The following is a 20,712-nucleotide window of genomic DNA, read 5'->3' as shown; positions in this document are numbered from 1 at the left end:
TTAGCTCAGCAGGGGATCGAGTCCACCACGGGCGTCGAGCGCATACAAGTCATCACAGCCGCCAATGTGCTGCGCATCAATAAAAATCTGCGGAACCGTCGTGCGACCACTACGTTGAATCATCTCTTCGCGTTTTATCGCGTCACCATCGATCGGCAGTTCCTGGAACGTTACGCCTTTGCTGTTCAGCAGCGCTTTCGCACGGTGACAGAACGGGCAGGTCGCTTTGGTGTAGATCTCGATATTGGCCATCACTGAACTCCTTATTTACCGCGCACCAAAGGAAGGTTTTCTCCGCTCCAGCCGGAAATGCCTTCTTTCAGTACAGAGACGTTTTCGAAGCCTGCTTTATGAAGCAGGCTAGCAGATTCCTGCGCCTGCATGCCGGTACCGTCAACAACGATAATCGGCTGGGCTTTATGCTTCTCAAGCTCGCCCACGTTGTTGGCTTTGATTTCAGCTGGCAGCAGGTTGATAGCGCCTGCAATGTGCCCTTTGCGGAAATCGTCACGCTGACGCAGATCGACCACGACGGCATCTTCTTTGTTAATCAGACGCGTCGCTTCACCACGGGTGATAACCTTAATCTTAGACGTCAGGCCCTTAAATGTGGTGAACAGCACAGCGGCCAGCAGGCCAATCCACGCGATGCTCAGAACCGGATGGCGGCTAACGAATTGCATAATTTCTTGCATGGAGGGTAACTACTCCCGACTTAGTGATTAAAAAAACCAGGACAGGAGTATACCTGTGCGTTGTGGCAAATACAGCCAGCGACCCTAAGCTAATCCATTTTCTGCGGCATGCCACCTAAAAAAATGCCTCAAAATGGTCGGAGAAGCATCTTGCCCCTGCCCTTTCTTTGATCTTCTGCGGCTATTTGAACGATTCAGCTGTAGTAAAATTACGCAAATTTTTGACTCTTGAGCATGAGGTTGTCGCAATGTCGGTTTCTAAAAAACCTATGGTACTGGTGATTCTGGATGGCTATGGCTACCGTGAAGATCAACAGGATAACGCCATTTTCAACGCTAAAACCCCGGTCATGGATGCGCTGTGGGCAAAACGTCCCCACACTCTGATTGACGCATCCGGCCTGGAAGTGGGTCTGCCGGACCGTCAGATGGGTAACTCTGAAGTCGGTCACGTCAACCTGGGCGCCGGGCGTATCGTCTATCAGGATCTGACGCGTCTGGATGTTGAAATCAAAGAACGCACCTTCTTCGCCAACCCTGTGCTGTGTGGTGCGGTGGATAAAGCCGTTGCCGCAGGCAAAGCCGTGCATATCATGGGTCTGCTGTCTGCCGGCGGCGTTCATAGCCATGAAGATCATATTATGGCGATGGTTGAACTGGCCGCTGAGCGCGGTGCGGAAAAAATCTACCTGCACGCGTTCCTGGATGGCCGCGATACGCCACCGCGCAGCGCTAAAGGTTCGCTGGAAGCCTTCGAAGAGAAATTTGCCGCACTGGGCAAAGGCCGCGTGGCATCTATTATTGGCCGCTACTACGCCATGGATCGCGATAATCGCTGGGATCGTGTGGAACAGGCCTATGACCTGATGACGCTGGCAAAAGGCGAGTTCCAGTTTGCGACTGCCGTTGAGGGCCTTGAAGCCGCGTACGCGCGCGATGAAAACGACGAATTCGTGAAAGCGACCGTCATTCGCGCAGAAGGCCAGGCTGATGCCGCCATGGAAGATGGCGACGCGCTGATCTTCATGAACTTCCGTGCTGACCGTGCGCGTGAAATCACCCGCGCATTCGTTAACAGCGATTTCGACGGTTTCGCCCGTAAGAAAGCGGTGAACATCAACTTCATCCAGTTGACCGAATACGCCGCAGACATCAACGCCCCATGCGCATACCCACCGGCTTCACTGGCCAATACCTTCGGTGAGTGGATGGCGAAAAACGATAAGACGCAGTTGCGTATCTCCGAAACCGAGAAATATGCCCACGTCACCTTCTTCTTTAACGGCGGTGTAGAAGAGCCGTTCAAAGGCGAAGATCGCATTCTGATTAATTCACCAAAAGTCGCTACCTATGACCTGCAGCCAGAGATGAGCTCTGCGGAATTGACCGAAAAACTGGTTGCGGCGATCGTTAGCGGCAAATACGACACCATCATCTGTAACTATCCGAACGGTGACATGGTGGGTCATACCGGGGTGATGGAAGCGGCTATTAAAGCGGTTGAAGCGCTGGATCACTGCGTTGAGCAGGTTGCCAAAGCGGTTGAATCCGTTGGCGGCCAGCTGCTGATTACCGCTGACCACGGTAACGCAGAACAGATGCGCGACCCGGCAACCGGACAGGCGCACACCGCCCACACCAACCTCCCGGTTCCGCTGATTTATGTAGGTGATAAAGCACTGAAAGCAGTGGAAGGCGGCAAGCTTTCTGACATCGCGCCAACCATGTTGTCACTGATGGGTATGCCGATCCCTGAAGAGATGACTGGTAAGCCGCTGTTCATCGTGGAATAATCGCTCCCCATGAGGGGAAAGGCGATTTTTTCAATCACATGGGTCGTGAAACCGCTTAGGTTATCAGTCAGACCTCTGTTTTACGCCAGCGCACTCAGCGCTGGCGTATTGCTGTGCGCCGCATCCGCCCACGCGGACGATCGCGACCAGCTGAAATCCATTCAGGCCGATATCGCCGCCAAAGAGCGTGCGGTACGTCAGCAGCAACAGCAACGCGCGTCGCTGCTTGCTCAGCTTAAGCAGCAGGAAGAGGCGATCTCCGCCGCCGCACGTAAGCTCCGCGAAACACAAAACACCCTCTCCCAGTTGAATAAACAGATCGACGAGATGAACGCGTCGATTGCCAAGCTGGAACGTCAGCGCGATGCGCAGGAACGTAATCTTGCGGCGCAACTTGATGCCGCATTCCGCCAGGGTGAACACACCGGCCTTCAGCTGATCCTCAGCGGTGAAGAGAGCCAGCGCGGTCAGCGCCTGCAGGCTTATTTCGGCTATCTGAACCAGGCGCGTCAGGAGACTATCGCGCAGCTAAAACAGACGCGCGAAGAGGTCACCACGCAAAAAGCCGAGCTGGAAGAGAAGCAGAGCCAGCAGCAGACGCTGCTCTACGAACAGCAGGCCCAGCAGGCAAAGCTCGAGCAGGCTCGCAACGAACGTAAGAAAACCCTTTCCGGGCTTGAATCCTCCATTCAGGCTGGTCAGAGCCAGTTGAGCGAAATGCGCGCCAACGAATCGAAGCTGCGTAACAGCATCGCCCGAGCGGAGGCCGCGGCAAAAGCCCGCGCCGAAAAAGAGGCTCGCGAGGCGCAGGCCGTTCGCGATAAGCAGCAGGAAGCCTCCCGTAAGGGCACGACCTATAAACCAAGCGAAAGCGAACGCTCATTGATGTCACGAACCGGTGGCCTGGGCTCCCCTCGCGGTCAGGCTTACTGGCCCGTTCGCGGTACAATTCTGCATCGTTATGGCGAACAGCTGCAGGGTGAACTACGTTGGAAAGGGATAGTTATCGGTGCGTCTGAAGGTAGCGAAGTGAAAGCCATCGCCGATGGCCGCGTGATCCTGGCCGACTGGCTGCAGGGTTACGGGCTTGTGGTAGTGGTTGAACACGGTAAAGGCGACATGAGCCTCTACGGTTACAACCAGAGCGCACTGGTCAGCGTTGGCACTCAGGTGCGCGCGGGTCAACCCATCGCCCTTGTGGGCAGCAGTGGCGGTCAGGGCCGCCCGTCACTCTATTTCGAAATTCGTCGCCAGGGTCAGGCGGTCAATCCACAGCCGTGGTTGGGAAGATAAGTTTTGCTTCAATTTCGTCGAATTGTTCTCTCCGTCGCCAGCGCACTGGCGCTGGTCGCACCGGTATACGCCGGTAAACTCGCCATTGTGATTGATGACTTCGGTTATCGTCCGCACTATGAAAATCAGGTGCTGGCGATGCCGGCAGCCATTTCTGTCGCCGTCCTCCCGAATGCGCCACACGCGCGTGAGATGGCGACCAAGGCCCACAACAGCGGCCACCAGGTATTGATCCATCTGCCGATGGCCCCCATCAGCAAACAACCGCTGGAAAAAGATACTCTGCGCCCTGAGATGAGCAGCGATGAGATCGATCGCATTATCCGCGACGCTTACAACAAAGTGCCGTATGCCGTGGGGTTAAACAACCATATGGGCAGCGCGATGACATCCAGCCTGTACGGGATGCTCAAAGTGATGCAGGCGCTGGAGCGTTACAACCTCTACTTCCTCGACAGCATGACCATCGGCAACAGTCAGGCGATGCGTGCCGCGCAGGGAACGGGGGTGAAGGTGATTAAGCGCAAGGTGTTCCTTGACGATACGCAGAACGAAGCAGACATTCGCGTGCAGTTTAATCGCGCTGTGCAGCTGGCCCGCCGCAATGGCTCCGCGATTGCCATCGGCCACCCGCATCCGTCGACCGTTCGCGTCCTGCAGCAAATGCTACCGACCTTGCCTTCGGATATCACGCTGGTCCGCCCGAGCGATCTCCTGAACGAACCACAGGTTGATACGTCGACGCCGAACCAGGGGAAACCAGGGTCATCAGCGCCGCGTAACCCGTTCCGCGGCGTAAAACGCTGTGTGCCGAAACATGCCCCTGAACCGGTTTATGCTACCCGGTTCTTCTCTGTGATTGGTGAAAGCATGAGCCAGAGTACGCTGGTGCAATATTTTCAACATCAGTGGCAGGGCTGGGGTAAGAAAGCGTAACTATTTTATAAGGTGAGAGTCCGTGTGCTCCCGTGCAGCGGACTCACGTTCATCCTGATACTGATACCAGGCTTTGAAATATTTTAAAAAACTGTACAAGGTGGCATAGAGCCCTGTCACTACACCAACTTTCCCCTGCCGCCATGCCCCGCTAAACAAGTACCATTTAAAGAAAGCCCCAATAGCACTCACCACACCACGTGCGATTGACGGCCTGAGCGTCTGATATTTTACGACTCGGGTGGTATAGACATTCAGCTTATTAAACACTTCATGCAGGGAATAAAATGTGTCGTGCCGGACATGGCCAGGTATACGTGTCACCCGCGCCGCACCTATCGCCTTATCATCCACTGGTCGATTGTTAAATCTGACATGCTGGCGGTTGAACAATCTTAATGGGAAATCTGGAGAAGAAATCGGGTAGATGGTTCGTGTGCGCTCGCCTAAGACATACCAGTAGCGTGACAGGCTCCATCCGCAATCAGCGGGCGGCTCCTCTCCAGACTTTAACGCCAGGATATAGTGTATAGTGTCTTCATCGAGTATTTCGTCACTATCCATACATAACACCCAGTCGTTAGATGACCGGGAAATGGCAATATTCATCTGCTCACCGTGCATTGCATACGGATGAAATATTGGTGTAATGGCATATTCCTGAAGGATAACTAATGTCTCATCTGAACTACCAGAATCAACAACAATAAACTCATCTGCAATACTCATTAACGGCGTTAACACCTTATGTAACAAGCGGGCAGAGTTGTATGTCAAAAGACATACGGTTAGTTTAAACATGTGGTCTCCTGAACTCAGGAGAGTCATTCCTGACAAGATAGTGCCAGCTATCACTGTTGTCACTTCCGAATCTGTATCTTATTTTTTATGGAAAAGCTGGCAAAGCTCACTTTGGTCAATAAAAAACTCTATAACATGATAGTCATCCCAGAAAAAATGACGGAACTCACAGAGTGAAAAAATGCATTAACTTATTGTTAAGTAACAGTAAAATCTTTGTCGCGTTGTTCTATTTCCTCAGACATTCCTTTTCGTTGTCGTTAAGATTATACTACCCACAGTAAAATGCTTAATTTGGTTTAGCGTGGTTATGAAGAAAATAATTGGTTATTTAAAGGAAATTAACAGGCAGCGAAACTATAAAACTAAAGAATTAAAAAGACGGCTACAGTTGCTTTCTTTATCGCGACAATTACAGGATAAGCGACAAGAAAAAATTGACGTCTCCAGCGTTAAAAAAATTCTTTTCCCTTTTGTTGATCTTGGAATTGGCGATGCGGTATGCCATACAGGAACCTGGCGTAATCTGAAAGATGCAGGCTATCAACTTCAGGTCATTGTTGAAGAACGAAATCGCGATCTCTTCGAGAAGATGACTGACATTGATGAAGTTTATGTTGTCGATATCAACAATATCAAAAAAATGAAAGATATCGAGACAGATCTGGTGATTAGTCATTATTCATGGATGAAGAGAAAGGAATTATTTAACACACAACTTCTGGCAAAAATTCATTATAAATATGCGATTGGATTTGGTGGCTGGCTGGATAAACCCTATAACTTAATGTTACCGGTGAGTCCTGAGTTTCATATTACACATCCCCAAAAAAAAATACTTAACGCTTTAAGTATTAAGCCCGCATCTCTTAGCTACTCCTTGCCTGTTTTACCCGAGCATGAAGTTTTTATTGATGATTTTCTACAACCTCATGCTGGTAAAAAGATCGTTGTGCTTAATCCCTTCGCGAGCGTAGCCGAACGCAGTCTTTCTCTGCCTCAACTGGAAAAATTGGCGATTGATATTGTGCAGCACCCGGATACACAAGTTTTCATCATTGGTGAAGGAAAAAAACTGGCAGACCTTGCCTTCGATGATGAGAAAATTACTGTCTGTCGATTTAAATCGCTTTGGGATGCTATCACGCTCATAAAAAAAGCCGATTTAGTGGTCTCTGTTGATACGGCCATTGTTCATATCGCCTGTGCGTTTGATAAAAAAATTATTGCCATCTATTTTTCAATGCTGCTTGATCATAATAAAAACTTTGAAGGCAATACTATTTTCTCCCCAGTTGGCAAGAATTCAGAACAACTGATATTTGACAAGCGCCACAATAAAATAAACATTGATGATATCTCATCAAAAGTATTGAATAAAATTAGTAACGATAGTTCTGCGATCTAATAATAAAAGGGGCCTCAGGCCCCTTTTATTATTTTACGTCACCTTGATGTGCAGTAGATATCACACGTCCGGGCTAACGTATATTACTCCAGTAATAGGTCTTACCTGTGGTATCCAGTACTGAGACATTCTTATCGTAACCGGCAAGCCATGAGTTTACCGACTGGACAGGTTGACCCTGACGATGGATCCCCAACCACAATTCAGCAAGCGTATTAACATCATCAGCAGACCAGACGGTGTAATAGTCTCCTGTGTATTGCCTGGCTTTATCAACCTGTTGCCCATACCAGATAAACACAGGGATGTGCAGAGCCTCTCGTGGAGGGTTCACGTTTCCGTGAGAATAAACGACAGCGCGTTGCGGATCACGAATCAAACCATGATCGGAAAAATACATAACCGAAGAACGCGAGTTGGTCAGCATACTAAACATCTTGCCCATCAATGTGTCTGTATACCGTACCGAGTTGTCATAACAGTCATCGGCCTCATTGGTACCATGTAACACCGCCTGGTTTGCCGGAAAGCGCGTACAGGATGGTTCATGGCTGCCGTATAAATGCAAGACGATCACTTTTTTACCCGGGGCTTTTAATGCATTCTGCAACAGAGGTAGAAGATCTTCATCGTAACCGCCTTCGAGCCATTCATGCTTTTTCGTATTCATGGCAATCCCGGTGATGACGTTGTTATGCGCCCCGCCTTTACCCTGATGACTAAACCAATAAGTTTCATAGCCTGCTTTATTGGCAATATTAATAATATTATCACCATATTTTTTCGGATCGCGAATATTCACTTTACCAGCGGTCATGGCCAACGGTACGGCCATAATCGTAACCGGCGCTGGCGCTACAGCATTACGGAACAGCAAGAGCTGCGATTTCTGCTTTTCCAGCTCTGGTGTAGTATCTCGTTGATAACCATAGATGCCCATATTCGCCGCTCGCTCAGACTCACCGATAACCAGCACGTAGCTCTCAATACCGGTATCCGAAAGCGTGAGTTTGTAATCAGGAATGTTGTTACCGATATTGGCAATGACCGCGTTATCTTCAAAAGCCTGCATAAAAACTTTTGCCGTACTGACTGGTGTCGCCTGAACCACGCGCTGCGCCAGACTTTCGACGCTGCTTTTCCTGAGCTGGTGCTGTAGTGCCTGACCATAGAAAGCCAACAACGTCACGCCAAGCACAATGGCAGGCCAGCGACGAAATCGCGGTGCAACGGGCCATGCACCCGTATTTGCGGTATAAATAAAAAAAGCAGAGAGTGTGATAAAAATAATACATTCACGCCAGTACACGCTGAGCATTGAACTTGCTTCATCCGGTGTGGTGTGGATTATGCTCATTGCAAACCCATAACTAAACGCAGAATCGAAATTTCTCCATGCATATAGCTGGAGAGAAATATCTGCCGCAACTGGAATGAGAAGTACAATCGCCAGTACATTGCGTATTAATTTATTATCTATGCACTTGAGCATCAACAACATCAATAAAAAAACAAACGATCTGTTAATTACCAAATTATAGCGGGCATGTAAAATATTTACAGCCATAAGTATTAAAAGAGAAATCGCCAGATTTAAAAAAGAGGTAAACCGTGAAGTTGTATCAACCAGCTTCAGCGAAAGGTGCGTGGACATAATGTTTTGACAAGCCTGACAGTGTCTTCCTGACGTAATTATTATTAATAAACGCGTGGAGAAGAAAGATTGGTATTTTATTGAAAAGTAACAAGAAAATTCCGAAAAGTCAAACTACCATAATTAGCACTGGCACCCGTTTATACGGGTGCCAGCTGGCAGGTTTAATCCCAGCTCAAAATAACCTTCCCGGACTGGCCCGAACGCATCGCGTCAAAGCCTTTCTGGAAATCATCAACGGAGAAACGATGTGTAATAATCGGGGACAGATCCAGACCAGACTGAATTAATGCCGCCATCTTATACCAGGTTTCGAACATTTCACGGCCATAGATGCCTTTAATGAACAGCCCTTTGAAGATAACTTTATTCCAGTCGATAGACATATCCGACGGCGGAATACCCAGCATCGCAATACGACCGCCGTGGTTCATGGTATCCAGCATGGTACGGAACGCCGGTGGTGCGCCGGACATCTCCAGACCCACGTCAAACCCTTCGGTCATGCCCAGCTCTTCCATCACATCGGCCAGGCTCTCTTTAGAGACATCCACCGCACGGGTGACGCCCATCTTGCGGGCCAGCGACAGACGGTATTCGTTCACGTCGGTAATCACTACATTACGCGCACCCACGTGCTTCGCCACCGCTGCGGCCATAATCCCGATAGGGCCCGCGCCGGAGACCAACACATCCTCGCCGACCAGGTCGAAAGAGAGCGCCGTATGTACCGCGTTGCCGAACGGGTCAAAGATGGAGGCCAGATCGTCAGAAATGTTGTCCGGAATTTTGAACGCGTTAAAGGCCGGGATCACCAGGTACTCGGCAAAGCAACCCGGACGGTTCACGCCCACGCCAATAGTATTACGGCACAGGTGCGTACGCCCACCGCGGCAGTTACGGCAGTGGCCGCAGGTGATGTGTCCTTCACCGGAGACGCGGTCGCCAATGTTAAAACCTTTCACTTCCTGACCAATCCCAACCACTTCACCAACGTATTCGTGCCCGACAACCATGGGTACCGGAATGGTTTTTTGCGACCACTGATCCCAGTTGTAGATATGAACGTCAGTGCCGCAAATGGCGGTTTTACGAATTTTGATCAGCAGATCGTTATGACCGACTTCCGGCTCCGGCACGTCGGTCATCCAAATCCCTTCTTCCGCTTTCAGTTTGGATAACGCTTTCATCACACGTCCTCAGGCAATTACGCCCAGCTGTTTACCGATGCGGGTAAAGGCTTCCACCGCACGTTCAATTTGTTCAGGCGAATGCGCCGCGGACATCTGGGTGCGGATACGCGCCTGGCCTTTTGGTACGACTGGGAAGAAGAACCCAGTCACATAAATGCCTTCTTTTTGCAGCTCACGGGCAAAGTTCTGCGCCACGACGGCATCACCCAGCATGACCGGGATAATGGCGTGGTCAGCACCGGCCAGGGTAAACCCTGCCGCACTCATTTTTTCGCGGAACAGGCGCGCGTTGGACCACAGACGGTCGCGCAGTTCAGCCCCGGATTCCACCATCTCCAGCACTTTGATGGAGGCGGCAACAATGGCCGGCGCGAGGGAGTTGGAGAACAGGTACGGACGGGAGCGCTGGCGCAGCCACTCCACCACCTCTTTACGCGCAGCGGTATAACCGCCAGACGCGCCACCAAGCGCTTTACCCAGCGTACCGGTGATGATGTCCACGCGGCCCATCACGTCACAGTATTCATGCGAGCCACGGCCGTTTTCACCCACAAAACCGACCGCGTGCGAGTCATCGACCATCACCAGCGCATCGTATTTATCCGCCAGGTCGCACACGCCCTTCAGGTTGGCGATCACGCCATCCATAGAGAACACGCCGTCGGTGGCGATGAGCACATGGCGAGCACCCGCGTCACGCGCCTCTATCAGGCGTGCTTCCAGTTCAACCATATCGTTGTTGGCATAGCGGAAACGCTTCGCTTTACACAGGCGCACACCATCAATGATGGAAGCGTGATTAAGGGCGTCGGAGATAATGGCATCTTCTGCACCCAGCAGCGTCTCAAACAGACCGCCGTTGGCATCGAAGCAGGAGGAGTACAGAATTGCGTCTTCCATGCCTAAGAAGTTCGCCAGCTTTTTCTCAAGCTGCTTGTGACTGTCCTGCGTGCCGCAGATAAAGCGTACGGAGGCCATACCAAAACCATGGGTATCCATACCGCTTTTCGCCGCAGCAATCAGCTCAGGGTGATTCGCAAGACCCAGGTAGTTGTTCGCACAAAAGTTGATCACATGGCTGCCATCGGCAACGGTGATGTCCGCCTGCTGAGCAGACGTGATAATACGCTCTTCTTTAAACAACCCTTCCGCACGCGCGGTCTCAAGGTCGCTGTTTAACTGTTTGTAAAAATCACCACGCATTGCAATTCTCCAGACTCGGCAAATTTCGGCACATATTACCCAAACCTATAGTTCATGACGAGATGACACATTATCTCTTCTCGTTTTTGCAGCATAAATCACGTGTACCCTTGCGCTATGTCGGTGAATGGCTGAAGGGCAGCCATACTAATGATATGATAGAACCATTAGCGTCCGGGATTGTCCCCGGACTCCACACTTCAAAGGTTACAGTTATGATCATCGTTACCGGCGGCGCGGGCTTTATCGGCAGCAATATTGTTAAAGCTCTCAATGACAAAGGCATCACCGACATCCTGGTGGTTGACAACCTGAAAGACGGCACCAAGTTCGTCAACCTGGTGGATCTGAACATCGCTGACTACATGGATAAAGAAGACTTCCTTATCCAGATTATGGCAGGTGAAGAGTTCGGCGAGATCGAAGCCATCTTCCACGAAGGGGCATGCTCCTCCACCACAGAGTGGGACGGCAAGTACATGATGGACAACAACTATCAGTACTCTAAAGAGCTGCTTCACTACTGTCTGGAGCGTGAAATTCCGTTCCTGTATGCCTCTTCGGCGGCCACCTACGGCGGACGTACCTCTGATTTCATTGAATCCCGCGAATATGAGCAGCCGTTGAACGTTTACGGTTACTCCAAGTTCCTTTTCGACGAATATGTGCGTCAGGTGTTGCCAGAAGCGAACTCCCAAATCGTTGGTTTCCGCTACTTCAACGTCTACGGGCCGCGCGAAGGCCACAAAGGCAGCATGGCGAGCGTGGCGTTCCATCTGAACACTCAGTTGAATAACGGCGAAAGTCCAAAACTGTTCGAAGGCAGCGACGGCTTTAAGCGTGACTTCGTCTACGTAGGCGACGTTGCCGCCGTGAACCTGTGGTTCTGGGAAAATGGGGTATCCGGTATTTTCAACCTTGGCACCGGCCGCGCGGAGTCTTTCCAGGCCGTGGCTGACGCAACGCTGGCGTATCACAAGAAAGGCAGCATTGAGTACATTCCTTTCCCGGACAAACTGAAAGGCCGCTACCAGGCATTCACCCAGGCCGATCTGACCAACCTGCGCGCAGCGGGTTATGACAAGCCGTTCAAGACCGTTGCCGAAGGCGTAACGGAATATATGGCCTGGCTGAATCGCGACGCGTAAGTATGAGAATTCTGGTGATCGGCCCGTCATGGGTGGGCGACATGATGATGTCGCAAAGTCTCTATCGCACGCTCAAGGCGCGTTATCCCCAGGCGATAATCGACGTGATGGCACCCGCATGGTGCCGTCCGTTGTTATCGCGTATGCCGGAAGTGAATGAAGCCATCCCAATGCCGCTCGGCCACGGGGCGCTGGAAATTGGCGAACGTCGTAAACTCGGTCACAGTCTGCGCGAGAAGCGTTATGACCGCGCTTACGTGTTACCCAATTCGTTTAAATCCGCGCTTGTGCCCTTCTTCGCCGGTGTGCCGCACCGTACCGGCTGGCGCGGTGAGATGCGCTACGGTCTGCTGAATGACGCGCGCGTGCTGGATAAAGAGGCCTGGCCATTAATGGTGGAGCGCTATGTGGCGCTGGCCTACGACAAGGGCGTGATGCGCAGCGCAAAAGACCTGCCGCAGCCGCTGCTGTGGCCACAGCTACAGGTCAGCGAGGGTGAAAAATCCCAGACCTGTAACGCGTTTGGTCTTTCCTCTGAACGGCCGATGATTGGCTTCTGCCCGGGCGCAGAATTCGGCCCGGCAAAACGCTGGCCGCACTATCACTACGCAGAGCTGGCAAAGCAGTTGATTGACGAAGGTTATCAGATCGTTCTGTTCGGCTCGGCCAAAGACCACGAGGCAGGGAACGAAATTCTTGCAGCCCTCAGCACAGAACAGCAGGCCTGGTGCCGCAACCTGGCCGGGGAAACCCAGCTTGAGCAGGCGGTGATTTTACTTGCTGCCTGTAAAGCCGTAGTCACCAACGACTCCGGGCTGATGCACGTCGCCGCCGCGCTCAACCGCCCGCTGGTTGCGTTGTACGGTCCAAGTAGCCCGGACTTCACGCCGCCGCTCTCAAATAAGGCGCGCGTTATTCGTCTGATCACGGGTTACCATAAGGTGCGTAAAGGCGATGCCGCGCAAGGTTATCATCAGAGCCTGATCGACATCACGCCGCAGCGCGTTCTCGAAGAACTCAACGAACTGCTGCTGAGCGAAGAAGGATAACGAATGCGGGTATTGATCGTTAAAACCTCTTCGATGGGCGATGTGTTGCATACGCTTCCGTCGCTTACGGACGCCATGCGGGCCATTCCAGGCATTCGTTTTGACTGGGTGGTGGAAGAGGGCTTCGCGCAGATCCCTACCTGGCACGAAGCGGTCGACCGCGTAATCCCGGTGGCCATCCGCCGCTGGCGTAAAGCGTGGTTTTCCACACCGATTAAAGCCGAGCGCAAAGCCTTCCGCGATGCGGTGCAGGCGCAGCGTTACGACGCCATTATCGACGCGCAGGGGCTGGTCAAAAGCGCCGCGCTGGTCACGCGCCTGGCACACGGTGTAAAGCACGGCATGGACTGGCAAACCGCCCGCGAACCACTCGCCAGCCTGTTCTATAACCGTCGTCACCATATTGCAAAGCAGCAGCACGCAGTGGAACGCACCCGCGAGCTGTTTGCAAAAAGCCTCGGTTACACAAAGCCGGAAACGCAGGGTGATTACGCGATTTCGCAGCATTTTCTGCGTGATGCAGAGAAGCCTGCGCAGCCCTGGCTGGTCTTCCTGCATGCCACAACGCGCGATGATAAGCACTGGCCGGAAACGCACTGGCGAAGACTCATTGAACTAATGCAACCTGCCGGCATCCATATTAAACTGCCGTGGGGTGCTGAACATGAGCGCCAGCGTGCTGAACGTCTGGCAGCCGGTTTTTCGCACGTCGAGGTTTTACCTAAACTCACGCTGGCGCAAGTTGCTGCAGAGCTGGCCGGAGCTAAAGCTGTCGTTTCCGTTGATACGGGTTTAAGCCATTTAACCGCGGCGCTGGATCGTCCAAACATCACGATTTTTGGCCCGACCGATCCCGGTTTGATTGGGGGTTACGGTAAAAACCAGCATCAAATGGTCAGCCCGACTCAACAAACGAGGGACATTAGCGCAGATGCCATTTTTTCATTTTTACAGGACAGCCACTGGCTTTCCGACAGGGATATCTAACGAATGAGTTACGTATTTCTGCTGATTTTACTCCTTCCGGTGAAGCTTATCCGGAAGCTGTTCCGCAAAGATACAGGTAAAAACCTGGTCATTCAGACAGCCAAAATCGGTGATTTTGTTAATGCGACGCCCCTGCTGGCATACCTGCAAAAAAGTGATGTGCTCATCAGTCGCAGCGTAGGTGCGCTGGCGAAGCATGACGAAACGATCGAAGAGATTTTTTTTATCGAGCAGCATAAGCGTAGCCTGTGGCGTAAGCTCAGCTTTGCCTGCCGCATCATGAACCGCTACGACAACGTCTATCTTCTGCAACCCAACAGTGTAAATCTCTTTTTTGCCGCCGCCTGTAATGCCAAAAACAAACAATTTTTAAGCATTTACACCCGCAGATGGTATCACGGGATTTTCTATCTCACCGCCGACGGTACCGTTGAGCACGGCAAAAAAACGCTATCAGTGACCAATTACCTGAAGCTGGCCGACCGTTCGTTGACGTGGCAGGACTCGCCCAAGCACGCCACAAAGCCGCTGTTCAAACCAGCGACCTACCCGGCAATTCTCGACAAACCTGATGCGATCCGCATCGGCATCAGCATTGCCGCAGGTAATAAAGCCAAAACGGTGCCGCCGGTCATCTGGAAGCGAATTATTGATCGTCTCGCCGACCTGCCCTGCGAGTTTTATGTGTTTGGCGCCCCTGATGAACAGTCGTGGCTGGACGATATCACCCGTGCTTACGGTGACATTCCTAATGTCGTTAACCTCATCGGCAAAATCCCTCTTGAAGATCTTCCGTGGGCGATTTCCAGGATGGATTGTTATATCGCGTCTGATTCAGGCAATGTCTATATTGCCGATGCAGTAGATGTACCCGTAGTGCTGCTGTTTGGCCCATGCTGCCACTATGAACAACGCCCACTTGGAAATGTGATGCTGATAGGTAACGACGACAATATTTGTTCTTATGTTTTTGAGACTAAATACTATTTCTCGCAAGACAGGGAAGAACTCTTTGCTGTAACAGACGAATCCTTAAACGAACTCAAACGTTTCATTTGCGCGTTACCAAAAGCTACCGCAACCCCATATACCTTTGATGCCCTGGGAAACTAATTTTTTATGGCTTTTCTAAGCATCATTATTGCTGCACATAACGCCGAAGATACCCTTCACACAACGTTAGAAAGCCTGCACAATGCCATCGATAATGCGGGCGACGATGTTGAGGTAATTATCTTTAACGACAGCTCCGATGATTCCACGCAAGATATTATTGAGACGTGGTTGCCAGCGTTTCCGAATGTGCACTCCCGGCACGTTCAGTTTCGTAATGTTGGCCTTGTTCGCAACAGCGCATTCTCTCTGGCATCAGGTGACTACATTACGATGCTGGATAGTGATGACCGACTGAAACCGGGTAGCATCAGGGACGCTGTAGCATTCCTCAAGACAGAGCGTCCTGATATGCTGCTGACGCGTCTGCTAGAAATTCGTGATATCAAAAAAATCACCCCCAACTGGCAAGGATTTTCTCCCGTTGCGTTGTCGCAACGGGAGGCTATAAAACGTTTCCTGCTGCATAAAGATTTCCAGGCACATCTCATTGGTCAATTCATTCATCGCAAGTTATACGAAAGTAATCCGATTCCTTCGATGGTGTGTTATGAGGATTTTGCGGTATTCCCTGGCATGTTGATGCAATCGAGTAAAATAGCCTATCAACGTCGCGGGCACTATTACTACATCAAGCGTAGCGACAGTTTGTCGAGCAAACTCGACGCGAGCAAAATCAAAACGCTTGTAGAATGCACATTGCTGATGGAAAAAACATTCCCGCAGCCGTTTCAACATCTCATAAATTGTCATTGGTTTGATATTTACAGTAATCATCGGCAACATCTGACCGACCAGCATTTCCAGCTTGTTAAACAACGGGTAAAAGCACTTTATTCTCTCTCATTTTTCTTATCCAGCGATGTTCGCTTCAGCTATAAAAAAAGGGTTATTGAGGCATTATGGAAAAAGTAAAGTTAAGACTTTATCAGTTAACGCTCACGCTAAGCCTTGTGTCTTTAGCATTGGTGCTGGTTAGTTCAGGTAAACAAAGAGAATTTTTCTATATTGCTATCTATGCCAGTATTTTAGGCTTAGCCGTTGAGTATAAAAAAATCACCTGGAGGCCTTTTAGCATCGCATATCCTGTACTTCTGGTGGGGATCCTTAACCTGATCTGGTATTTCTCTTATGAATTCCATAATGAGGGGTTAAACACATATAGTGATTATCTTGGAGCAAGTAAGAAATTAATACTGGCAAGTTTTTTGATCTTCTATCTGGATCGCTTTAAATCTCATGTAACGAAACAGAATTTCCAAAAATATTTCTTAATTGCTACTTCAGTTGGCTTTGTACTGGCTACAGGATATGGGCTTTTCCAGGCCATACAAGGTATTGATCGCGTCGAGATGGCTATCAATCGGCCAACAATTGCGGCTTACATCTACTCTGTTCTTTCGTTAGCGTTCGTTTATAGCTTGTATCTTCAGCAAAATGTGAAACTGTACTTACTGGCTGGTTTCGTTGTGTTGCTGTCTTACTTCGTAATTTTATTGACCGCCACGCGTGCTGCTATGGGACTCTACCTCATACTGGCTATTGTTCTCACGCTTTATCAATTTAGAAGAATTCATCTTAAATCGCTGATGATTTTCTTATGTATTGTTGCGGGTATCATTATCGTCAGTTACAAGCCGTTGATTTCACCAAAAATTGAACAAACTCAAAATGAGATAACCAAATATCAAAAAGGCCACGATGCAACATCCCTCGGTGCGCGTTTTTCTATGTGGAATGTGGGAATAATGACTGGCCTTGCCCATCCTCTGGGACAGTCTATTGAAAGCAGGGAAATCTGGGCAAAACAGTATGTAAAAGAGGGCCATGCGCATGTTGCCGCTGCACTTGGATACATGCGAATTCATTTGCATAATGAATTTATTGAAAAATACTCTCTGCAAGGGATCCCAGGTCTGGCAGTTTTACTCTTTTTCTACGTTTCGATGATTGTATACGCCATGACAAACAGAAATGGTCTGCTGTTAACGGCTATGCTTCTCTTACTGCTCTACGGACTGACAGATGTGATGCTATTGAGTTCAGAAGCCTTAATTTTCTTCATGACACTTTTTGCATTAAGCACCTCGTTTTCGCAAACAAAGCGACAATAATCATAATGCCCGCGATGCGGGCATTAATTTTTCTTGTATTGATAAAACTCCGCCAACGTCATCCCAACCGTCTTATCGGATAACCAGCTAAAGAGCACTTCCAGATCCTGATACAATCCTTCAATCGCCGCCTCATCTTTAAACGTAGGACTTCCGCCCGGCATAAATTCCGAGGAATGCAGCATAAACTCCACGTAGTCATGTCCCTGAGACAGGCATTGCTGTGCGACCTGAATCATCTGCGACGCATTACCACCGGACGGTCTCAACCAGTTTACGGACGGTGATCGATATTTACCGCGCAGGCGATCGTAGCCCTGTTTGACGGTGTTCAACCAGGCCGGATGCTTATACTGGATGCTCATCGGCACTTCGAGTAAGGGGCTATTGCCCGCTCGTGAGATATCGTCTGTATCAATAAAGTAGGCGTGGTCTGGAAAGTGCTGATAATTGGTTCCGCCATTCCCCTGCGGGGCGCCTTTCGCGTTACGCCAGTTCACGCGCGGCGTAACAGAGCAATCAACCTGGTAGCCCAGTTCGATCAGCAGTCTGGCGTAACGGCTATCAAAGGCCCAGCGCCCGGCGCGATGGCTTAACATTTTGGTCTGGAAGGTCTCTTCCAGCAGACGGGTCATGAACAACACTTTCTCGCGCATCACCTCATCTGAAAATTCAATCAAATACGGCTGCCAGCGCCAGTCATCTCCGGTGAGATCGTGTTCAGGAGGGCTATTCCACGCGTGAAGGTGCATCCCGACTTCACCCTGACCGCGGGCGATCACATCTTTGGCAAACTCAATGAAAACCGGCTCAATCGCCATCTCATAATTTGTCAGCCATACGGGTTTGAAACCGAAACGCTCACAAAGCGTCTGGAATCGCGCCAGATAGCGCGCATTCTCCGTTTTAATGACGCGGTGATTTTGCCAGAGATTATCGCCTTCAGTATCAATCGTGATGATAAACGCTGGTTTTTTCATAATGAGTCCGCAAGACAGGAAAGTTAGCGCTATGTTACGCACTCACCGAAGCATGAGTAAACCCTTCCAGGGAATTTCCTGAGATTATGGAGAAAGAGTGCAAGTCGCTATCAGGTCTATTAGAATTGCCAACAGTACAACGCCAATAAGATGATGATGAATAACTTACCTGACACGCCTGATTTGCGCATTTTACTTATCAAACTCCGCCATCATGGCGACATGTTGCTGACCACTCCCGTCATTGATTCGTTACGTCAAAAATGGCCGCAGGCACAGATTGATGTGCTGTTGTATGAAGAAACCCGCGATATGCTCGCCGCACACCGGGCGATCGGTACTGTTTACGGGATCGACCGTAAATGGAAGCAGCTGGGCACGCTGAAACATCTGCAAAAAGAGTGGCAGTTGCTCTGTGCGTTAAGGAAACAGCATTATCACCTGGTGATTAATCTTGCCGATCAGTGGCGCAGCGCTATCGTTACCCGTTTCACCGGCGCACCGGTACGACTCGGGTTCGCTTTTAACAAGCGCAACAACGCATTCTGGCGGTTTTGCCATAGCGATTTGGTCTCTGTGGCCGGGCACAACGCGCTGCACACTGTCGAACAGAACCTCTCTATTTTGTCGCCATTACCGGTCACAGCTCAACCTGCCGTAACCATGGCCTACCATGCTGAAGACTGGCACGAGGCTCACCAAAAGTTGATGCAAAACGGTGTGGGAGACAACTACATCGTGATTCAGCCTACGTCGCGCTGGTTCTTTAAATGTTGGAACGAAGGCAAAATGGCGCAAACCATCACGGCGCTGCAGCAGGATGGCCACACTGTCGTCCTCACCGCCGGGCCGGATAAAAAAGAGCTGGCGATGATCGATCGCATTCTCGCCGCCTCGCCAGCGACGGGAGTCGTCTCGCTGGCAGGTCAGCTCACGTTGCGTCAACTGGCTTCGCTTATCGATCATGCGTCTCTGTTTATTGGCGTTGACTCCGTTCCGATGCATATGGCCGCTGCGCTTCAGACCCCCTGTGTGGCATTGTTTGGCCCATCAAAACTTACCTTCTGGTCACCCTGGCAGGTTAATGGGGAAGTCATCTGGGCAGGTGATTACGGCCCACTGCCCGATCCAGACGCCATTGATACCAAAACAAAAGAACGCTATCTCGACGCCATTCCCGTTGATGCTGTCGTCTCCGCCGCAAGGAGATATCTGTCATGAAACACCATCGCCTGGCGATTGTTCGCCAAAAGTATCGCCCGGATGGCGGGGCAGAACGCTTCGTGTCTCGCGCCCTTACCGCGCTGAGCAACCAAAATCTCGAGCTCAACGTCATCACGCGCGAGTGGCAGGGTGAGAAGCAGGACGACTGGCATATTCATATTTGCGATCCGCGCAAATGGGGCCGCATCAGCCGCGAGCGCGGATTTGCGCATGCCGCACGTGCGCTCTGGCAGCAGCAGCAGTTTGATATTGTGCAAAGCCACGAGCGCATTCCGGGCTGTGACATTTATCGTGCAGGCGACGGCGTACACCGACGCTGGCTCCTGCAGCGCGCACGCATTCTGCCTGCCTGGCGTGCAAAACTGCTGATGCATGATCGCTATCACCGCTATGTGATGAATGCCGAGCGTGAAATGTACCAGGCGCCGGAGTTAAAGGCGGTTATCTGTAATGCGGAGATGATCAAGCGCGAAATCGTCGAAGACTTTGATATTGACGCAAAAAAAATACATGTGATTTATAATTCAATTGACTCCACCCGTTTCGTTCCGGCAGAAGAGGCACAACGTATCGCATTGCGTCAGCAGTTTGGTTTGCCGACCGATGCCGTCATTTTCTGCTTCGTAGGGTCAGGATTTGAACGAAAAGGATTGGCCAGCGCTATACGCGCCGTTGCGGGTACTGCGGCATGGCTGATTGTGGTTGGGCAGGATAAAGCAGAACGTCGCTATCGCGACCTCGCCCGTTCATTAGGCTGCGAGGGGCAAATCCGTTTTCTGGGGATGCAAAAAGAGACGCTGCCATTTTATCAGCTATCTGATGGTTTACTGCTACCAACGCTGTATGATCCTTTCCCTAACGTCATTCTTGAAGCGATGGCCTGCGGTTTGCCGGTCATTACATCAGAGAGTTGCGGTGGGGCAGAATTTATTCAGCAAGGCCAGAACGGATTTTACTGTGACGCACTTGATATCAGCACCCTGAAGGAGGCGGTAGCGGCCACCCCTTCGCTGGAAAAAAATAACGATATGGGACGAGCGGCACGGGAACGTGTAAAAGACGCCACCCCCGAAAAACTGTCAAGTCAGCTTATTTCGCTTTATCAAAAATTACTGGATTAA

19 protein-coding genes are annotated in these 20,712 nt (G+C 50.6%); 12 read left to right on the top strand and 7 right to left on the bottom strand.

Going from position 1 to position 20,712, the window contains the following annotated elements; genetic code table 11:
* Both grxC and APU11_RS00845 read right to left on the bottom strand, forming a co-directional pair.
* A complete protein-coding gene (gene grxC, locus APU11_RS00850) occupies window positions 1-252 on the bottom strand; it encodes a glutaredoxin 3 (protein WP_010426371.1) in 252 nt (83 codons plus the stop codon).
* A gap of 11 nt (window positions 253-263) precedes the next feature.
* Entirely contained in the window at window positions 264-695 is a 432-nt protein-coding gene (locus APU11_RS00845) for a rhodanese-like domain-containing protein (RefSeq protein WP_013094920.1), read from the bottom strand.
* A gap of 248 nt (window positions 696-943) precedes the next feature.
* Between APU11_RS00845 and gpmM the strand changes: the two genes are divergently transcribed.
* Genes gpmM through APU11_RS00830 form a run of 3 tightly spaced genes read left to right on the top strand, consistent with a single transcriptional unit; the run spans window position 944 to window position 4,717 of the window.
* Complete coding sequence (gene gpmM, locus APU11_RS00840; protein WP_058650592.1) at window positions 944-2,488, top strand: 2,3-bisphosphoglycerate-independent phosphoglycerate mutase; 1,545 nt, start codon at window positions 944-946, stop codon at window positions 2,486-2,488.
* A gap of 33 nt (window positions 2,489-2,521) precedes the next feature.
* Complete coding sequence (gene envC / locus APU11_RS00835) at window positions 2,522-3,781, top strand: murein hydrolase activator EnvC (protein ID WP_229060094.1); 1,260 nt, start codon at window positions 2,522-2,524, stop codon at window positions 3,779-3,781.
* Between the two features lie 3 nt (window positions 3,782-3,784).
* Entirely contained in the window at window positions 3,785-4,717 is a 933-nt protein-coding gene (locus APU11_RS00830) for a divergent polysaccharide deacetylase family protein (RefSeq protein WP_057072708.1), read from the top strand.
* Here the strand turns inward: APU11_RS00830 and APU11_RS00825 are convergent, their stop codons facing one another.
* Complete coding sequence (locus tag APU11_RS00825; RefSeq protein ID WP_029881905.1) at window positions 4,718-5,518, bottom strand: glycosyltransferase family 2 protein; 801 nt, start codon at window positions 5,516-5,518, stop codon at window positions 4,718-4,720.
* 310 nt (window positions 5,519-5,828) lie between these two features.
* Between APU11_RS00825 and APU11_RS00820 the strand changes: the two genes are divergently transcribed.
* Complete coding sequence (locus APU11_RS00820) at window positions 5,829-6,926, top strand: glycosyltransferase family 9 protein (RefSeq protein WP_058650591.1); 1,098 nt, start codon at window positions 5,829-5,831, stop codon at window positions 6,924-6,926.
* A 73-nt stretch (window positions 6,927-6,999) separates the two neighbouring features.
* Here APU11_RS00820 and APU11_RS00815 read toward each other — a convergent pair whose 3' ends face one another.
* From APU11_RS00815 to kbl, 3 genes are all read right to left on the bottom strand, one after another.
* Window positions 7,000-8,580 (bottom strand): phosphoethanolamine transferase, encoded by a 1,581-nt coding sequence (locus APU11_RS00815; RefSeq protein ID WP_058650590.1) that lies wholly within the window; start codon window positions 8,578-8,580, stop codon window positions 7,000-7,002.
* A 164-nt stretch (window positions 8,581-8,744) separates the two neighbouring features.
* On the bottom strand, window positions 8,745-9,770 hold the full coding sequence (gene tdh, locus APU11_RS00810; protein WP_029881902.1) for an L-threonine 3-dehydrogenase: 1,026 nt from the start codon (window positions 9,768-9,770) through the stop codon (window positions 8,745-8,747).
* A gap of 9 nt (window positions 9,771-9,779) precedes the next feature.
* Window positions 9,780-10,976 (bottom strand): glycine C-acetyltransferase, encoded by a 1,197-nt coding sequence (kbl, locus tag APU11_RS00805; protein WP_058650589.1) that lies wholly within the window; start codon window positions 10,974-10,976, stop codon window positions 9,780-9,782.
* Window positions 10,977-11,191: 215 nt separating this feature from the next.
* Here kbl and rfaD point away from each other — a divergent pair, with 215 nt between their 5' ends.
* Genes rfaD through APU11_RS00775 form a run of 6 tightly spaced genes read left to right on the top strand, consistent with a single transcriptional unit; the run spans window position 11,192 to window position 17,387 of the window.
* Window positions 11,192-12,124, top strand: a complete 933-nt coding sequence (rfaD, locus tag APU11_RS00800; RefSeq protein WP_013094908.1) for an ADP-glyceromanno-heptose 6-epimerase — start codon at window positions 11,192-11,194, stop codon at window positions 12,122-12,124.
* 2 nt (window positions 12,125-12,126) lie between these two features.
* Window positions 12,127-13,173 carry an ADP-heptose--LPS heptosyltransferase RfaF gene (gene rfaF, locus APU11_RS00795; RefSeq protein ID WP_013094907.1) on the top strand — a complete coding sequence of 349 codons (1,047 nt, stop codon included), beginning with the start codon at window positions 12,127-12,129 and terminating at the stop codon, window positions 13,171-13,173.
* Window positions 13,174-13,176: 3 nt separating this feature from the next.
* Window positions 13,177-14,160, top strand: a complete 984-nt coding sequence (gene rfaC / locus APU11_RS00790; RefSeq protein WP_029881900.1) for a lipopolysaccharide heptosyltransferase RfaC — start codon at window positions 13,177-13,179, stop codon at window positions 14,158-14,160.
* 3 nt (window positions 14,161-14,163) lie between these two features.
* Window positions 14,164-15,273: a glycosyltransferase family 9 protein gene (locus APU11_RS00785; protein ID WP_058650588.1), complete on the top strand. Its 1,110-nt coding sequence runs from the start codon at window positions 14,164-14,166 to the stop codon at window positions 15,271-15,273.
* Window positions 15,274-15,279: 6 nt separating this feature from the next.
* Window positions 15,280-16,188 (top strand): glycosyltransferase family 2 protein, encoded by a 909-nt coding sequence (locus APU11_RS00780; protein ID WP_058650587.1) that lies wholly within the window; start codon window positions 15,280-15,282, stop codon window positions 16,186-16,188.
* Entirely contained in the window at window positions 16,176-17,387 is a 1,212-nt protein-coding gene (locus tag APU11_RS00775) for an O-antigen ligase family protein (RefSeq protein ID WP_058650586.1), read from the top strand. The genes APU11_RS00780 and APU11_RS00775 overlap by 13 nt, the downstream gene beginning before the upstream one ends.
* A 23-nt stretch (window positions 17,388-17,410) precedes the next feature.
* Here the strand turns inward: APU11_RS00775 and APU11_RS00770 are convergent, their stop codons facing one another.
* Window positions 17,411-18,367 (bottom strand): polysaccharide deacetylase family protein, encoded by a 957-nt coding sequence (locus APU11_RS00770; RefSeq protein ID WP_013094902.1) that lies wholly within the window; start codon window positions 18,365-18,367, stop codon window positions 17,411-17,413.
* A gap of 150 nt (window positions 18,368-18,517) precedes the next feature.
* On the opposite strand from APU11_RS00770, the gene rfaQ reads away from it, so the two are divergent.
* Both rfaQ and APU11_RS00760 read left to right on the top strand, forming a co-directional pair.
* On the top strand, window positions 18,518-19,588 hold the full coding sequence (gene rfaQ / locus APU11_RS00765) for a putative lipopolysaccharide heptosyltransferase III (RefSeq protein WP_072200336.1): 1,071 nt from the start codon (window positions 18,518-18,520) through the stop codon (window positions 19,586-19,588).
* Complete coding sequence (locus APU11_RS00760; RefSeq protein ID WP_013094900.1) at window positions 19,585-20,712, top strand: glycosyltransferase family 4 protein; 1,128 nt, start codon at window positions 19,585-19,587, stop codon at window positions 20,710-20,712. The genes rfaQ and APU11_RS00760 overlap by 4 nt, the downstream gene beginning before the upstream one ends.

Origin of the sequence: Enterobacter sp. 50793107 (genome assembly GCF_001463365.1) — a bacterium.
In the GTDB taxonomy this organism is placed as follows: Bacteria; Pseudomonadota; Gammaproteobacteria; order Enterobacterales; family Enterobacteriaceae; genus Enterobacter; species Enterobacter cloacae.
Note: the sequence above shows the minus strand (reverse complement) of the source record. Positions and strands in the feature narration are given on the sequence as shown.

What these genes read in the sequence shown, in the direction of transcription:
- APU11_RS00770 (WP_013094902.1), bottom strand. Translation starts at nt 18,367, where the DNA reads ATGAAAAAACCAGCGTTTATCATCACGATTGATACTGAAGGCGATAAT.
- rfaF (WP_013094907.1), top strand. Translation starts at nt 12,127, where the DNA reads ATGAGAATTCTGGTGATCGGCCCGTCATGGGTGGGCGACATGATGATG.
- APU11_RS00780 (WP_058650587.1), top strand. Translation starts at nt 15,280, where the DNA reads ATGGCTTTTCTAAGCATCATTATTGCTGCACATAACGCCGAAGATACC.
- APU11_RS00785 (WP_058650588.1), top strand. Translation starts at nt 14,164, where the DNA reads ATGAGTTACGTATTTCTGCTGATTTTACTCCTTCCGGTGAAGCTTATC.
- APU11_RS00845 (WP_013094920.1), bottom strand. Translation starts at nt 695, where the DNA reads ATGCAAGAAATTATGCAATTCGTTAGCCGCCATCCGGTTCTGAGCATC.
- kbl (WP_058650589.1), bottom strand. Translation starts at nt 10,976, where the DNA reads ATGCGTGGTGATTTTTACAAACAGTTAAACAGCGACCTTGAGACCGCG.
- APU11_RS00825 (WP_029881905.1), bottom strand. Translation starts at nt 5,518, where the DNA reads ATGTTTAAACTAACCGTATGTCTTTTGACATACAACTCTGCCCGCTTG.
- APU11_RS00820 (WP_058650591.1), top strand. Translation starts at nt 5,829, where the DNA reads ATGAAGAAAATAATTGGTTATTTAAAGGAAATTAACAGGCAGCGAAAC.
- rfaC (WP_029881900.1), top strand. Translation starts at nt 13,177, where the DNA reads ATGCGGGTATTGATCGTTAAAACCTCTTCGATGGGCGATGTGTTGCAT.
- tdh (WP_029881902.1), bottom strand. Translation starts at nt 9,770, where the DNA reads ATGAAAGCGTTATCCAAACTGAAAGCGGAAGAAGGGATTTGGATGACC.
- APU11_RS00815 (WP_058650590.1), bottom strand. Translation starts at nt 8,580, where the DNA reads ATGTCCACGCACCTTTCGCTGAAGCTGGTTGATACAACTTCACGGTTT.
- APU11_RS00760 (WP_013094900.1), top strand. Translation starts at nt 19,585, where the DNA reads ATGAAACACCATCGCCTGGCGATTGTTCGCCAAAAGTATCGCCCGGAT.
- rfaD (WP_013094908.1), top strand. Translation starts at nt 11,192, where the DNA reads ATGATCATCGTTACCGGCGGCGCGGGCTTTATCGGCAGCAATATTGTT.
- rfaQ (WP_072200336.1), top strand. Translation starts at nt 18,518, where the DNA reads ATGATGATGAATAACTTACCTGACACGCCTGATTTGCGCATTTTACTT.
- gpmM (WP_058650592.1), top strand. Translation starts at nt 944, where the DNA reads ATGTCGGTTTCTAAAAAACCTATGGTACTGGTGATTCTGGATGGCTAT.
- grxC (WP_010426371.1), bottom strand. Translation starts at nt 252, where the DNA reads ATGGCCAATATCGAGATCTACACCAAAGCGACCTGCCCGTTCTGTCAC.
- APU11_RS00775 (WP_058650586.1), top strand. Translation starts at nt 16,176, where the DNA reads ATGGAAAAAGTAAAGTTAAGACTTTATCAGTTAACGCTCACGCTAAGC.